The organism is Fundidesulfovibrio butyratiphilus (assembly GCF_054657235.1).
Genome location: NZ_BAAHXA010000003.1, coordinates 684,009 through 698,793, shown reverse-complemented (window position 1 = coordinate 698,793; position 14,785 = coordinate 684,009). Strand labels below are relative to the sequence as shown.

Annotated in this window: 12 protein-coding genes and 2 pseudogenes; 11 read left to right on the top strand and 3 right to left on the bottom strand. The window is 50.0% G+C overall.

The genetic code is table 11. The features are described 5' to 3' along the window. Positions 1–31: 31 nt before the first annotated feature. On the bottom strand, positions 32–739 hold the full coding sequence (locus tag ACYQ01_RS19225) for a hypothetical protein (RefSeq protein WP_459935432.1): 708 nt from the start codon (positions 737–739) through the stop codon (positions 32–34). A 492-nt stretch (positions 740–1,231) separates the two neighbouring features. Continuing rightward, on the bottom strand, positions 1,232–3,226 hold the full coding sequence (locus ACYQ01_RS19220; protein ID WP_459935431.1) for an AAA family ATPase: 1,995 nt from the start codon (positions 3,224–3,226) through the stop codon (positions 1,232–1,234). 504 nt (positions 3,227–3,730) lie between these two features. On the opposite strand from ACYQ01_RS19220, the gene ACYQ01_RS19215 reads away from it, so the two are divergent. Next, positions 3,731–4,114, top strand: a complete 384-nt coding sequence (locus ACYQ01_RS19215) for a DUF6573 family protein (protein ID WP_459935430.1) — start codon at positions 3,731–3,733, stop codon at positions 4,112–4,114. Next, complete coding sequence (locus ACYQ01_RS19210) at positions 4,111–4,347, top strand: hypothetical protein (RefSeq protein ID WP_459935429.1); 237 nt, start codon at positions 4,111–4,113, stop codon at positions 4,345–4,347. The genes ACYQ01_RS19215 and ACYQ01_RS19210 overlap by 4 nt, the downstream gene beginning before the upstream one ends. A 28-nt stretch (positions 4,348–4,375) precedes the next feature. Here ACYQ01_RS19210 and ACYQ01_RS19205 read toward each other — a convergent pair whose 3' ends face one another. Further along, the gene (locus ACYQ01_RS19205) at positions 4,376–4,702 is read right to left on the bottom strand and encodes a helix-turn-helix domain-containing protein (protein WP_459935428.1); all 327 of its coding nucleotides are present in this window, start codon (positions 4,700–4,702) and stop codon (positions 4,376–4,378) included. Positions 4,703–4,915: 213 nt separating this feature from the next. On the opposite strand from ACYQ01_RS19205, the pseudogene ACYQ01_RS19200 reads away from it, so the two are divergent. From ACYQ01_RS19200 to ACYQ01_RS19160, 9 genes and pseudogenes are all read left to right on the top strand, one after another. Then, positions 4,916–5,447: pseudogene (locus ACYQ01_RS19200) on the top strand (flagellin N-terminal helical domain-containing protein); the annotation flags it as partial. A 1,238-nt stretch (positions 5,448–6,685) separates the two neighbouring features. Continuing rightward, positions 6,686–6,982, top strand: a pseudogene (locus ACYQ01_RS19195) (flagellin); the annotation flags it as partial. Positions 6,983–7,413: 431 nt separating this feature from the next. Further along, positions 7,414–8,409 carry a hypothetical protein gene (locus ACYQ01_RS19190; RefSeq protein ID WP_459935427.1) on the top strand — a complete coding sequence of 332 codons (996 nt, stop codon included), beginning with the start codon at positions 7,414–7,416 and terminating at the stop codon, positions 8,407–8,409. A 245-nt stretch (positions 8,410–8,654) separates the two neighbouring features. Then, positions 8,655–9,869 (top strand): hypothetical protein, encoded by a 1,215-nt coding sequence (locus ACYQ01_RS19185; RefSeq protein ID WP_459935426.1) that lies wholly within the window; start codon positions 8,655–8,657, stop codon positions 9,867–9,869. A gap of 59 nt (positions 9,870–9,928) precedes the next feature. Further along, positions 9,929–10,288 (top strand): hypothetical protein, encoded by a 360-nt coding sequence (locus tag ACYQ01_RS19180; RefSeq protein WP_459935425.1) that lies wholly within the window; start codon positions 9,929–9,931, stop codon positions 10,286–10,288. Positions 10,289–10,356: 68 nt separating this feature from the next. Beyond that, positions 10,357–11,280: a hypothetical protein gene (locus tag ACYQ01_RS19175; RefSeq protein ID WP_459935424.1), complete on the top strand. Its 924-nt coding sequence runs from the start codon at positions 10,357–10,359 to the stop codon at positions 11,278–11,280. Between the two features lie 173 nt (positions 11,281–11,453). Beyond that, positions 11,454–11,861, top strand: a complete 408-nt coding sequence (locus ACYQ01_RS19170; RefSeq protein WP_243311679.1) for a hypothetical protein — start codon at positions 11,454–11,456, stop codon at positions 11,859–11,861. Between the two features lie 273 nt (positions 11,862–12,134). Further along, positions 12,135–13,235: a replication initiation protein gene (locus ACYQ01_RS19165; protein WP_459935423.1), complete on the top strand. Its 1,101-nt coding sequence runs from the start codon at positions 12,135–12,137 to the stop codon at positions 13,233–13,235. A gap of 873 nt (positions 13,236–14,108) precedes the next feature. Further along, positions 14,109–14,669 (top strand): tyrosine-type recombinase/integrase, encoded by a 561-nt coding sequence (locus ACYQ01_RS19160; protein ID WP_459935422.1) that lies wholly within the window; start codon positions 14,109–14,111, stop codon positions 14,667–14,669. Positions 14,670–14,785: the final 116 nt, after the last annotated feature.

Genomic DNA, 14,785 nt, shown 5'->3' with positions numbered 1-14,785 from the left:
ATCTAGTCGAACCGCCTATCACTCAGCAATGCTAATTTATTGAATTCAAATCGCGTTCAACTCTCTGACATGCTTCCAGATAGTCACGCTTCTTTTCGAATGAGACTGTGTCTGGCCCTTCGTGAACAAGTTGATTCCTGATTGATGCTATGAATCTAATGGATTTAACTGAGCTTTCAGGTAGCTCGCTTTCAATGCTAGACACTTTCTCATGAAGACCTTTCCCGACGGCACCTTTGTCTTCAAGCAAGCTTTCAATGTTTGAAGAAGATCGTATGAGGTTGTCGAGTGATATGTCTTGATTATTAAAGCTCGCAACTCCTGCTGCGAATCCGCCAAACAATGCACCTACAGCGGAAGCAACTTCTTTTGCTTTTGATGGCTGGCTGCCGTTATTGCCCTGATTATTTGACGTAGCGGGAACTGGCTTGACCTTATTCTTGTGGGCTTCATAATAAGCTTGCTGAGGCGAGAGATTCCCTGGCAGCTTTGGTTTTTGACTGCCATTTGAACTAGACGAGAGTGCGTCATATCCTTTCTTTACAGCGACAGCAGCAACAAATGTGGCTGCGACAGCTCCTGTTGTTTTAACCCATTGCTTCACCTTTCTTGTCTTTATCTGTTTGCCGTTCGGGCCAGATTCATATTCAATGACTTCTTCAGAGACGAAATTGACAGCTTTGTCTTTGGCTGCACCTGCCACTTCCTTCAGCTTCTTGATATTGTCTTTGAATCCCATGTCGCTCTCCACCGGCTTGAAGTTCTGACTTTTCAAGACAAGAGACGTCGTCTGTTGAATATACTACATGAACGAGTGATGTCCCAGATGCAGTGTCAATTGTTGTGACCACTGTCGTCGTTGTCTATGAATCTCTGTCAAATAATTTTAATTTTAAGCAAACATTATTTGGATTATATTCTATGAAAAATTCTTTTGATGACGTTTTTGTATCTGCTTTGTCCAGTGTCGTCTTCATGGCAGCGTCGTCGTCACTATTGTGATAGGGGGTGGGGTGCAAAGGCACCCACCCCTAAATATATAAGCGATTTTGCCTTTGCTTTTAAAATAAAATCAATATGTTACCACCGTCAGAGCGATTTTGCCTTTGCCTTTGAAATCTCAAAGTAACCATATGAAATCTTTAGAGGATTTAAGGCACAATAATTTTTGACGTCAATTGCCGATGTTGCCTTTGACGGAAATTCCCCAAGGGTCCGTCTCTTTGCTGGTTTAGAATGAATATCCTTTGCTCTTGCTACCTTTAATGGGATTCTCCTTGATCAAACCCGCTGCGACTGCTTCATCAATACGCTTGCCAGCAGTGTTCGGAGCGATTTGCTTTCCTTGGTTCTGGGCGCTGTACAAGTCCTGAATCTCTTTCTTGAACTTGTCTTTTGAATTAACAGTTCCACCAAGCTTATGAAGAGCCTGCACAGCTATCTGTCCTGCTCCTGAAGCTGATGATGAAGACGTCAAGGGACGGAACCTCAGGTGGTGAAGCTCAAGGTCAAGGCTTCCCTGAAGGGCAAGGTTCCTGGCTTTCTTATGGGTCAGGGCAAAACGCTTCTGGTTCTTGTTATATGTCAGCTCCCAGGTGTTCGGTGACCAGTCGCCGATGGCGCTGGCTCCTCTTCCGCCTCCAGGTCCCGACTCACTGGTGAACTTCCCGTGGTGGTGGATCAGGAGTGGTGAGGCTCCAAGGCTCTCAGTGAAAACCGCTACCTGATCGAGCAAGCGGCGCATCTGGTCATTTGAGTTCTCATCTTGTCCATGGAAGCTGATCAGCGGGTCAAGGATGATGATGTCCGTCTGATGCGCTTCGACAGCCCTCTGAATCGCATCCAAGAACGACTGGCTCATCATGTCGCCAATTGACCGAATGTCGTTGTTCACTCCAAGAAAGAATATCCCATCCTGGAGAAGTTGGTCGGCTATTTGATAGCCAGATTTTGGCGACCTGACCTCTACAAATCGCTGTTTCATCCCGACGAACGTATTCTCTGACTGGACGAAAAGAACCTTGTGCGGCGCTGGCTTCACATTGAAAGTGCCCAGAAATCCTTGCGCAGGAGGAGAAATCAAATCCATGGCAATTTGAAGTGTCATGATTGATTTTCCAGAACCACCAGGACCAGTAATCAACAAAGGCTCGCCTTTGGGCCAGAAGTTGTCGATGAAATAATCAAATTGGATGTTCTTGTTTACTACATCCATGGCATTGAAGACGCAGTAATTGACCTTGGGTGCTTGATTCCCAGACGGAGCAAAAGGATTGCCAGGAACAGGGGCATTGGTTTTTGCCGAGGCAATATGTTGTTTTGCCTGCTCCAGTTCTCGTTCAAGCCACTGGTAACCAGATTCTTTTGCTTTCTCGCCTATTGGGTACGAATCATAAATGCTGAGAATGGTCTTTTCATCGACGTTCGCACTTAACAACCCGACAAGGACAGCCATTGAAGGTTCCGATCTTTGCCCCTTGGGGAACGGCGTCAGGATCATTTGCTTGATTTCTTCAGAAACAGGGAGGTTGGCAACGAACTGATCGCTGGGCTGGGGAGTCGCTGAACTCTGAGTCATTATCGGAACCTCGGTCGCTTCATTCGTCAGGGAAGGAGCGGCATTATCTGCCTGAACGGACTTGTGGAGGGTATAGTTCAGAAGCCATGAGGGCGCTTCAGCAACTTCAGCAAGATTGGATATGACGTAGGGCATCCGCGTCTCAGGGTGGAGTGAGCCGGGGCAAAGGACCTGTCCTCCCTGGCCCCTGATGTCGAATACGCCTCTGACGGAGCGATTCCCGTAGCTTTTACCATCTTGAGGATACTGGAAGTAGTAGTGGTATCGCTCGCCGGTGCCGCCAGTCTTGATCGTCAACGTCGCTGGAAGCTCGTTCAGTTTATGGGTGGCAAGCCATTCCTGGAATTTGTCCATGTCGTCGATGTCCAGGACAAGGACGCCGCTGGCTGGGCCACAGGCGATGCCCGCTCTCTCTTGGAAGAAGTCGGAAGTGGCGAATGGTCTTCTTTGGTGGCACCACTGGCTCCAGCTGTTCTCGACAGGAGCTTTGAACTCTCGGGAAGATTGTCCTTGAGCAGGAAATCCACCCTTCAAGGGGATCAGTGAGAACCGTTGGGATAGGAACTCGAAAATTTTCATGCGTGTCGCGTCGTCAACCGGCTCCGACTGCTGCATGAATCCGATAAGTTGGTCCGCCGAGTAATCCATCCACAGCTCCAAGGGCACGCTACGACTGAAATTGACGAGACATAGCCAACATTATTCCTGCCTTAGATAGCCCGTGCCCGCGCCCGTGGTCAAACCAAGTTTTGATCACTGGATCAAACCGCATGCGCAGGATCCTGCGCTTCCAGTTTTCATACTCCTCCCGTGACCAACCCGCCTGCCCCAGGCTACCCTTTCTTCCTCCCCTAACACCTTCCAATAAGAGGAGGGAAGGATGGCTACGGACTATGTAAGCCTAGACAGCGTACAGATTGCCGACGTTAGAGCGATCCTCGTCGACGCATGTTCAGCAACGACGCTTAACAGAGTCATTATGGTAATAAAGTCAAATCGACCAAGCATCAACTTCATTGCTCTGACACTGTGCGTGGTATCTTGGTTGAGGGCTTCTCAGCGAGATGATCAACGGAGTCATCATATCCATTAAGTGGTTTTGCATGAAGGCGACCAGTAGCCCCCGTAGTCTGAAAAATCGAAGGAGTTGCCATGTCTGACGAATCCTGGCCCATCATATTCAGTTACTCACGCGCTCAGGCAATTGAGGACGGTGTTTTGATCGACGTCACCGCCGAGGCGAAATCATACGGGTTCAAGCTGCCTTTTGTCATCGGCGACAACTTGTTCAATCGCTACGTAGCACCACCACCGGAGCTGGAAGGGGAGGGGCAGTCGCTAGCGGGACGCCTGCACGATTTGATGACCCTTGCTGCGGTGTCGGCGCGGACGGGACTTCAACAGGATCGAGTCGAATTTGAGGTGCTGTTTCTGATGAAGCCGGGGAGGCACGAAAAGGTTCGGTGCATCCTCCATGTTGGTCCTGGCGATCATGGTGAACCAGTCCTGACGTTGTGCTTGCCGGAGGACCTGTGAACGTCGTGGAGGGCGAGGGCGGACAGGAAAGGCAGGATAGCCTGGATCAATTTGACGTGCTTGTTGAGCACTTCCGGCCCATCGAAAAGCTTTTCCAGTTGATGGGGGCTGTTGCCCCGGATGCCTTCGGAGGAGCTTCGCTGGTTAGGGGCTGCTCGGAAATCGGGCTGAACCTGTCGGCGCAGTTTCGGGAGAAGCTGGAGTGCGTTCTTCGAAGGGCCGAAGACGGATGATGGTTGCTGTGATGAAGGCTCCACTTCGTCACTTCTGGATCAAGACCCTGGCCATCGTCAGGACTGCCCGCACCTGCTCTTCGGACGCCCCGGCGAGAAGCTGTTCCAGCTCATTCTGGACCTGCTCTTTGGTCAACCCCACGTCCCCCACGTCAAAGAGGACGGTCAGGTCTTCTTCCAGCGCAGCAGATAGCCGCTCAATGTTCACCAAGGTCGGATTCCCCCTGCCGCGCTCAATTTCTCCTACGCTTTGTAGGGACAATCCTGCCCGTTCGGCAAGTTGCTCCTGGGTCATGTCCTTCGCCCTGCGAAGGGACCGCATGCGCTTGCCAAAAACCTTAAGAATCTCGCCCATGGGACCATCCTTTTCGGACAGTCTAGGACCATCAACCCAGCTGAATAAGCAAGCAAGGCATGTATATTGCTGCTGATTGTAAACTAAACTTTATATAGCGCAAATTTTGCCGTGTTTGATGGCGGTTTTTCCCGTGGGGAGAGCCACTTGGGAAAGTGGATACGCAAGAATTGGGCTTGATGCCCCGGCGAACCAGGAAGGAGTTGCCGGACCATGGCGTTGACCATCAACCAGAATCTGATGGCGATGAACACCGCCAGAAATTTGAACACCGCGTACGGGGGGATTGCGACCTCAACGCGGCGTTTGTCGTCTGGCTTGAGGATCGGGACCGCCGCAGACGATGCCGCTGGGCTGGCGATTCGCGAGATGATGCGTTCGGATATTAGCACCATCAACCAAGGGGTCAGGAACGCCAATGACGCCATTTCGATGATCCAGACCGCTGATGGAGCGCTCCAGGTCATCGACGAGAAGTTGATCAGGATGAAGGAGCTTGCAGAACAAGCGGCGACAGGAACATACACTCAAGAACAACGATTAATTATTCATTCAGAATACCAAGCCATGGCTATGGAGATTCAAAGAATTTCAAATGCAACTGACTTTAATGGGGTCAAGCTATTAGATGGATCTTTGTCTGGCCTACATGATGGCAGTGGACTTGAGTCAACAGGTCAAATGAAAGTGCATTTTGGCACAGGGAATTCATCTGCGGAGGATTATTACTACGTAAACATAAACAGCTCAAAGATTGAGTCTTTGTTTGATCCTGATGGAATGGCAATCGGTAAGTTCGACGAAGGAAAGCCAATGTTTCTTGAGGCAACTTCGCAGGATTTGCGATTAAACACTACGACTGCTAACGATCAAACAGAACCAAAGATTGCAGGGCTAGAAAATGGCAATATGGTTTCCGTTTGGGTTTCTTCGAGCCAAGACGGATCAGGTGATGGAATTTTTGGACAAATAATCGACCAGGACGGGAATAAGGTCGGAAATGAGTTTCAGGTTAATACATTTACAAATGGCAACCAAAGCGAACCCAGTGTTGCAGCTCGCGACGATGGTGGGTTTGTAGTTTCATGGACATCGGCTAATCAGGATGGGTCAGGGACAGGGGTTTACGCTCAATTATACGATATGAATGGACGCAAGATCAATTCTGAGTTTCAAGTCAACTCTACTACAGCGAACAATCAGTATAGATCGAACACCGTTGGAGCAGATGGCGGTGGTTTTTTTACCACGTGGACATCGACTGGACAGGATGGGTCTTTAGACGGGATATACGGCAAGATGTTTGATGCTGAAGGGAATTCACTTACGTCGGAGTTCAGGATCAATACTACAACAAATCTTGATCAAAGATATCCTGCGACTGCCAGGCTAGAAGATGGAAACTATGCTGTGTCTTGGTTTTCTCCAGACGGTTCAAACTGGGGTATATATGGACAGATTGTAGATAGAAATGGTAATTTTATTGGGTCTGAGTACAGAATAAATACGACAACCACATGGTTGCAGAATTTTCAGTCAACAACGTCCCTAGGTGATGGCAAGTTTGTTGTTGCCTGGAACAACCAGCCCTCGTCTGCGTCGCCAGAGTTTCATCCGACTGCACAGATTTTCAATGCAGATGGAACAAAATTTGGAGCAGAGTTTAACGTCAATACTACATACATGTCTAATCAAATGTGGCCAAGGCTCGCAAGGGTAAATGATACCGGATTTGTAGTGACATGGGGCGCTGTCGGGCAAGACGGATCAGGCTGGGGGACATTTGGCCAAATGTATGACAACAACGGGGCAAAGGTCGGAAACGAATTTCGAGTCAACAAAGTGGTTGCCAATGATCAATATGTAACGGATGTAACTTCATTAAAAGGCGGAGGCTTTGCCGTTGCATATCAGTCTGATGATGGATCCGTTGATCCGTCCGCAGTAGGCGCTTTGGCAACGATATATACACCAGTTGTCGATATTCAGACGCAGGGAAGGGCTCAGAAAAGCCTTGACGTGCTCAACAGTGTGATTGTTCAGAAAGATAAAATTCGCGCAGCGTTGGGTGCTACACAGAATCGCTTATCTAACACGATCCAGAACCTGGAAATCCAGGCTGAAAATCTCCAGGCTGCCGAGTCGCAAATATCAGATGTGGACGTTGCCCAGGAGATGACGACCATGGTCACGAACCAAATCCTTGCGCAGTCTGCGACAGCCATGCTGGCCCAGGCAAACTCCTTGCCCAAGATGGCGCTTCAGTTGATCCAAGGGTAGCCACTGTCACGTGGACTGCTTCGCAGCCCCTGCTCAGTGGGCATCTTGCCTGACGCCAGTCCAAGGAAAGACGTAGACCCTGCCTGTAAGAGAACAAAGGGGGCGGGAATCAACCCTTCCCCCTTCGCCACCTTGGGCTTCCTGCCCTGTCTCCCACCCCCCGTCTTCCCCCTGGCCCCCGGATTCGCGCGGGACAACCCCTTCCTGGGATTGGGGGGTGGTCCTGGGGTTTGGGTATCCCCCCTTGGGCAAAATCGCAGGAAATCGCAGGTATGGCCCAACGTCCGTTTTCAGTGTCCCCCGTCTGGTCAGCGATTCGATAGAGGCTATGACCGCATGCGCAGTATCCTGCGCTTCTGGATTCAGTTGGCGGCGACTCCCCAGAGCCAGCCTGGGTTGTCGCTCAGAGGCGCTTTTGCTACGTCTGGACCATGCCCAAGAAGTCTAACGAGAAAAAAGTTCTTCGCTTTGACTCCCACAGGATCAGGAGCGTCGCCTTTTGGTTTTGGGAGTATCAAAGGAGGAACCCTGCCTATCGCCATTTCTCCCATGTCATTGAAAATTATAGGGCTTACTTCGATGAGCTTGGCGAGTTGGAGGTCATCGAGTCAGAGGAGGGTTGCAAGGGGTTCAATTCAGACTCGATTGACATGGAGGACCCCAATCCGAAGAACCATCCTTATGCTCTGTACCTTGAGGAACGATATGAAGCGAAAGCTCGCATCGCTTTTTACAGACTGTCGTGTCTGGAAGAAGCAGTGCGACGGCGCTTTCATAGGCTTTATCGCAATGCCTACATTGGTTTGGACACAGAAGAGGCTCTTGATGTCATCCTCAAAGGGAAACCCGTTAAATTTGAAAGCAAAAATCACGCCGACATCAATGCTTTGCTTCGTTCGTATTACAAGTGGGCGATGAGCATAGATGATGACGCTCCTAATCATTACATGTCAGACCTGGACAAGACGTCTGGCATCCTGCTGGACCACAAGCAAGCACTTAAAGACCCTGAGCAGGTTATGCTCGAACTTCATGCCGTTAAAATATTCAATGCCACAATCGACAGCATTTTTTCGAGAAAGCGCATAAGCGATGAAACCCTGGAAGCGGTTTACAAGCTCTGTCTTTCTGGTGATCACATCGTAAGCGCTGATGTGACTCGACTGATTCTTTTGTGGATGTGGGACAAGGCCCATGAAGATGATGAAGATAATCCTTTAGACTTTGATGAAGTTCATGATCTGCTCAAAAAAGCAATTCCCTTGAAACACAGACATAATGACAAGATAGCCACTCTCCTTCAGAAGAGGCAGAGACTTTTCGAATACTATGAAAATCTCTGCATCAAGATTGATACCATGAACCCCCTTTGCACCATGCAAAACGGGAAGCAACTCCCCCCGATAAAAGACGTCCTCAGCCTTTGAGGCTTCTCCTCCCGCTCCAAACCCCGCCTTCGACCTGTCTGAAAACTTCCCTCAGATTTTCTCAGATATCTATCTGATCTTTTTGGCTTTCTGAGAGACAAAAGGTGTCTGGACCTCTTGTCCACAGCCCAAAGTGGGCCTCGCATAGACCATTATCCAAGAGCAACGGCGCAATGGGGTCGGTCACAGGGACCGCCTCCCCAAAGAGCCACCTCCCCCGACAGGGGGCAGTCTTGGAGGATACTATGAGCAACGACAATAAGCCGAACATCTCCGTCACCGGCGGTCCTGGCAAACCCCACAATTCGAATGGCAACAGCTCCACCAGCTCGACTGGCGGTACGGGGGGCATGGGTTTCACCGGCGGAACAGGAGCATCCGGTTTCGGTGGCGGGCTTGGCGGGGAAATCAGCTCGATCCTGAATATTGAAGAAGGCGTTGACACCTTTGCCTGGAAGGTTGCTGGCACCGGACTCTACGGAGCCACCGGTGGGGTGGGGCAGCACGGCCCCCTCGACGAGACCCTCAAGGACAGCAACTCTCTGTCAACCATGGGCAAGCTGTTCTCTGACAAGATCAACAAGATCGATAGCATCGACGAGATCCTTGAGGACATCAACCAGTGCCAGACCACGCTCGATCTTGTCATGAACAAAACCAACGCGATCAATGCGTTCTACGCGTTCATGCAGGGCAAGCGCCTTCTCAGGCTCAAGGCTCTCCGCACCCAGGAAAATAGCAATGACTGGCAAACTTGGATTCTCACCAAGCTGCCCAACATCAAGAAGAGGAGTCGGGAGAAGTACATGAATTTGGCCGGGGTGCCCATGGTGGAAACGCACCTCGAATTTGGCGTCGAGCGTTTGGCGGAGTTCGGCTCCTTTTTTGCCTCGAAGAGCCAAGCGGAACGGAATGCGATGGGTCTCGATCCGCTGAAGTCCTACTTGGAGGGCGAGGATTTTGACTTGGAGGAGGCCTCGTATGATGAGCGCGTCCTTCGGTTCAATGCCATTCTTGAAGTCAAGGCGCTGAATCGCCTGAACCTTGAGTTCCCTTTGGACGTGATGGTTTCATTCCTGCGAAAGGAAACCGCCCTGACCAGCAAGGAACGCAAGCACTTGGTGAAGCTGGGCAAGGATGAGGCGGTCAGGCTCTTGGAAAGTATTATCGCTGGCGATTTGGAGCGCAAGGACTTCATCGGAGCCCCTGATAATTCCGACACAAACAGCCAGGGCTCCTCTGCAGATGCCAGTTCTGGCAATGCTTCTTCAGGTCCGAACATCGAGCAACAGGTTCTCACACTCTACAACTCGCTGGAATCGATAGCCACCCAGGGAATCAAGCTGGATAGCACGGTCGACCGCGATCATCTGATCAAGCTCAGAGATTACATCGACCGCCTGCTGACGGTGGGCCATGATGTCCAGGATGTTCAGAGCGTCCAGGAAGTTGCTGCCTAGCCCCCAAGGACTGACAAGGCCCCTCTGGAATCTGCCGGAGGGGCCATAAGGAGCGCTCAATGAAACTTGTTCCGCACCTCCGCTTCAGAGAAGATGACCGTGAAGAGCCAAGTCTGTTCTCGTTTTTAGACGAGGCGAAATTGATGCCCCTTCGTCATGAGTACAACAGGCGTGTCAATGAGGCGATGCAGTTTCACAACTTGAAGAAGGTCGGCATTCATGTGCCATTCGAAATAGTCCGCGCATTCCTGCAGGTTGAAGGGAATCTTACGGACGAGGAAATGCGCTACCTGGATAGTCTTTCTCTCGCGGCCCCGGATGCGCCAGCCAAACTGCTCCAGCGTGTCATCTCAGGGGAAATCACAAGGGAATGTATGCGTGGCGTCTTAGAAGAAGGCGAGCCATATTCCTCGAAATAGTGTCATTAACAACAAGCCAAGGTTCCTCCTGGATTACCAGGAGGAGCCATCCCCCAGGAGAACACCCCATGAAGATATTCCTTTCTTCTTTAAGTATCCCCGTAATTAAGCGGCTGCACAAGATCAACCCGAACTTGAAGCCCAACGTTCTCGTCACCTTCTACGGACTCCAACGTCCTAGGGACTACACCATTACTTACAGGAGCATGATCAATGAGTTAATCCTTGACTGTGGCGCTTTCAGTATCAATAACAACAAGAAGCTCGGCGTTCAGTCTCGCTTGATCGAAAGCGACAAGCTATTCTTCAAATATCGAGACTATACGAAGCTTGCGCAAGGCAGATACGACTTTTTGTTCAGTTTCGACGACGACTTCACTCCAAGCGGATTCGGCCACAATCTTCAACGGTTGATGGACCTGGAAGCTGTTGGCATTAGAGCAGTTCCTGTAATCCACAACTTGCATAACCATGAGATCGACTTCTTCATCGATTCCAGACCAAAGTACCCGCTTGTTGCAATTGGCCAGTGTCAGGAGGATGACCGGGATAATCCTAAGGTACTCTTCAAGGCGGTTGACAAGCTCTACCGTGCGAAGATCAAGGTTCACCTTTTCGGTATGACGACCCCCAACCTGATCAGCCTCGTCCCCGCTTACTCGTGTGACTCGAAGACGTGGGTGGATTACGCGACCAGGGGACGGGCGCTATACCATAACCCTGAAATCGGTTTCCTCGACAAGGAAGAGCTGATTTACTTTCCCAACAAGCAGAACTTCGGTGACCCTGGGAATGCTGTCTATTACAAGGAATACAGACACATGGAAGCCTTTCTGGCACATATCAAATCCAAGCTGGACCTGAAGCTCGAAGACCTCATCGCAGCACAGACCCAGGCCATGTCCCTGAGCTTGGTCAACGTTCTCTACTTCATGGAGTTGGAGGAGCGGATTACGGAGGAAAACAGGTTGCTGGGCATTACACACCCGTAGAAGGGACGGATAATCCCACCTTCGATGGACCGGTGACGAGCCGGTCCTTTTCTTTTGCCCAACGAAAACCGCGTGCGCAGGATCCTGCGCATAGGGTTCCGGCGGAATCGGCTTCCGAGATTTTTGACCCCTTCATAGAGATATTACCTCTTAAACCACAGGAGGTTATCTCAATGTCTAAGAAAACTGCCGATCCCACCAAGAGGAAGCATTTCGAATCAAAGTTTGACGAAAAGACCCTCCGGGAGATGATCAACGCCGGGAGGACCGCTGACGAAATTCAGCAAGCCCTCGGCGTGGTCAGCAAGCAGAGCCTCAGGCAGCACGTCCTGAAGCTCATCACACGGGACCGCAAGGTCTACGAGGTGCCGGGACTCTATGTCCGAAACCTGAAAAGGCCCATGGTCAATTTCAAGGGCGAAGTCCGCCTCACAAGGAACATGCTGGACTTCCCTGGATCGACTTACGAGCCCAACGACCAGTTCGAGATCGAGATCGACAACGAGAAGATCGTTCTCACCAGGATCGTCGAGCAGGCGGATCAGCCCCTGGACTCACCCGAGCCCATCGAAAAGATGTGAGGAGCCCGGTCACACCTGTCTTCACAGGTAGGTGTGACCACTCTTCTTGCGACATCGGCGTCCTCCAGCTTCTCTTTTATTTTGTGGGATGCGGGGAATTTACCCTGGCCCCTGTTGAACCCATCACTCATGAGCAAACGCCATGCGCCATCGTCGCTGTCCTTGGCCCTAGCTCGATCACCTCATCACCTGGGATGGAATGGACCTCTTGCTGGCTCCCTGTCCTGAAACACCCAATACAATACAGATATACTTTGAGCAAAGGAGGGCTTTATGACCAATAGAGAGCCTGCGAGGCGATTCATCAGTCATTTTGGCAAATGGATTATGAACTCGAAGAACAAGCATGAGAAGTACGCATATGCCATCAATGATGTCGATACATGGAGTGAAGCTCAATTCATACATCTACCCAAGAATGAACTGCGATACATTGGCATTGACTTGGATTGGGAAGGTTCGGCAAACGTCTGGATCGATGAAGGCTTCCCTGAACCAACCATCACCATCATCTCGCCCGAGACCTCACACTCGAAGCTTTTTTACGAGTTGGCGACGCCGGTGACGCTGCCGTTCGGGAACTTCGCTGGCAGAGCCAATCTGAAACCCTACCAATACTTTAAGTCCGTCAAGGCGGGGTTGACGTTGGCGATGGGAGGCGACCCTGGATACTCCGGCGGGACCATGAACAATCCGTTCTACAAAAATCCTCGGAAGGAAATCCTCGTCACTGAGGACGGCATCGTCGAGCGGAAATGGAAAGTCCATTGGGCAGACAGGACCTACGACCTGGACTACCTCGCCGAGTTTGCCAAGCCTGTCCCCAGGGACTTCAAGCATGATGGGCTCTTTGATGACACTGGCAGGGCGATGACCATGTTTCACCTGACCCGCACCGATGCCTACCGCGCCGTTCATGGCTGTGTGACTCAGGAGCAGTTTGCCGAAAAGGTCCTGTCCATCGCCATGGACCACTGGCAGGTCCTTCGTCAGATAGCGAAGGATCATCCCCTGGAAGAACGCGAAGCGGTAAACGTCGCCAACTCCGTCACCAAGTATGTTTGGCTTCGCCGAAATGATGAATGGTTGAAAAGATTCAAATGGAATATCGGAGTGTTGCAGTACTATCCCATCGACAGGGGCGACGTTCCTGCCGACGACATCAAGCAGGAAATCGCTCGTCGCCAGTCGGCTGGAGCAAAGCATACGCATAGTGTCAGGACTGAGAAGACTGAAGAGCGTATCAGAATCGCCTGTGAAGAACTGAAGTCAGCGAATACGAAGGTGACTCGAAAGAATATTGCTTTGAAGACAGGACTTGGAGTTTCTACAATGTCGAAATACAAGGATATTATCAAAGAATATAAGCAATAATCCGTATATAATAATATTAATAGAGAAATAATCTCTTTGTCCCCTGGAAACTACGAGAAGCCAATACTCATAATTTCTAATATAGCATACGAGCATTTTTTGTGGGTCCTTGATCCGTACGAGCCTAATGGATCATTCTTGTTTGCTTCTGCAAGCTCAATGTTGTCGCTATGGATTTTATATCTTTTGATTATTGATTCATAATTGATGGCGAGTGAATGGCGTTATGAGTGGCGACTGGCGACACAGGATAGACAAAGAAGACAATGGCGGAGGGCTCCATATGGGGGCTCTCCGTCTATTTAGGTTGCCGCCTAGTTCTTGTATTGAGCAATATACGTTCAAGATTAATCCAGGCGTTGTGTTATTTTCCTGCACTTCTCTCTGATGTTTTGGTTTCCTTCATAAAGATATTACCCATCAATGAAGATCAACCTTAACAAAGGAGAAGAGTATGGTTCCAGTTTTACCTGTTCCGGTAGGAATAATAATTGTTCAAATCATACGAAACGAGATTTTCAGAGAGGTGCTAAAAGCAGCGATCATCGTAGTAATACGAAAGAAGCTGTGAGGAGTATTTCGCGTGAAGAAGGTGCTCTTTATGGGGACCTTCTTCTTGTTTTTAACTGCTATAGATAACGGCAAAGTCCTTCCTCTCCTTCCGAGATTTTTGTCTCCTTTACAGAGATATTAAATCGTATCCTGCCCAATGTCCGTTTCTCCCGTAAAACGGACATTCGAGCCCACCCCCTGAAAACGTCGAAGTATTTTGTCTAGTTACATGGGATTGCCCCTTGGGCATCCCCCGTCGTGCCATTTCAAAAGGATGATTCTACCATCCTGGAACTGAAAACGGACATTCAAGGAGGGACCATGCGAGTTGAACCTATTCGAGAGGAACAGCACGTGAAGGCAATCAAGAAGTTGCTCAACGACAACCCAAGGGACAAGTTGCTTTTCATCCTTGGAATCAACTCAGGATTAAGAGTTCAAACGATCCTCACTGAGATTCGTGTAAAGCACCTACTTTATGCAAAGCTTGGCGACAGCATCACCGTCAAGGAAAGAAAGACAGGGAAGACCAACGTCTTCGTTGTCAACAAGGAGATTAAAAAGGCGTTCGATGAATACTACAAAGACGCCAGCCCCGACGAGAACCACTTTCTCTTCCGCAGCCGGAAGGGAAAGAACTATCCCCTGACGACTTTCCGAGTCACCCGGCTCGTGAAGGAATGGGGAGCGATGATCGGGCTGAAGCAAAACCTCGGAGCACATACTCTCAGGAAGACCTTCTGCTGGTTCCAGCGCATGAAATACGGAACCAGCTGGGAAGTCCTCAGCCGACGCCTCAATCACAGCTCGCCCAGTATCACCCGTTGTTATCTGGGCATAACTGATGAGTGCGTGGAAGAGATTCTGCATCACACAATCTAAACCAATTGGGCCTCGAAAGAGGCCCAATTGAAAACCATTTAGTTTTTGTAGATTGATCATGCAAAACTACAACACATAAATTTTACATTGCATGTTGAAAAACTCATTTAGGTGTG

What these genes read in the sequence shown, in the direction of transcription:
- ACYQ01_RS19225 (WP_459935432.1), bottom strand. Translation starts at nt 739, where the DNA reads ATGGGATTCAAAGACAATATCAAGAAGCTGAAGGAAGTGGCAGGTGCA.
- ACYQ01_RS19220 (WP_459935431.1), bottom strand. Translation starts at nt 3,226, where the DNA reads ATGGATTACTCGGCGGACCAACTTATCGGATTCATGCAGCAGTCGGAG.
- ACYQ01_RS19215 (WP_459935430.1), top strand. Translation starts at nt 3,731, where the DNA reads ATGTCTGACGAATCCTGGCCCATCATATTCAGTTACTCACGCGCTCAG.
- ACYQ01_RS19205 (WP_459935428.1), bottom strand. Translation starts at nt 4,702, where the DNA reads ATGGGCGAGATTCTTAAGGTTTTTGGCAAGCGCATGCGGTCCCTTCGC.
- ACYQ01_RS19190 (WP_459935427.1), top strand. Translation starts at nt 7,414, where the DNA reads ATGCCCAAGAAGTCTAACGAGAAAAAAGTTCTTCGCTTTGACTCCCAC.
- ACYQ01_RS19185 (WP_459935426.1), top strand. Translation starts at nt 8,655, where the DNA reads ATGAGCAACGACAATAAGCCGAACATCTCCGTCACCGGCGGTCCTGGC.
- ACYQ01_RS19180 (WP_459935425.1), top strand. Translation starts at nt 9,929, where the DNA reads ATGAAACTTGTTCCGCACCTCCGCTTCAGAGAAGATGACCGTGAAGAG.
- ACYQ01_RS19175 (WP_459935424.1), top strand. Translation starts at nt 10,357, where the DNA reads ATGAAGATATTCCTTTCTTCTTTAAGTATCCCCGTAATTAAGCGGCTG.
- ACYQ01_RS19170 (WP_243311679.1), top strand. Translation starts at nt 11,454, where the DNA reads ATGTCTAAGAAAACTGCCGATCCCACCAAGAGGAAGCATTTCGAATCA.
- ACYQ01_RS19165 (WP_459935423.1), top strand. Translation starts at nt 12,135, where the DNA reads ATGACCAATAGAGAGCCTGCGAGGCGATTCATCAGTCATTTTGGCAAA.
- ACYQ01_RS19160 (WP_459935422.1), top strand. Translation starts at nt 14,109, where the DNA reads ATGCGAGTTGAACCTATTCGAGAGGAACAGCACGTGAAGGCAATCAAG.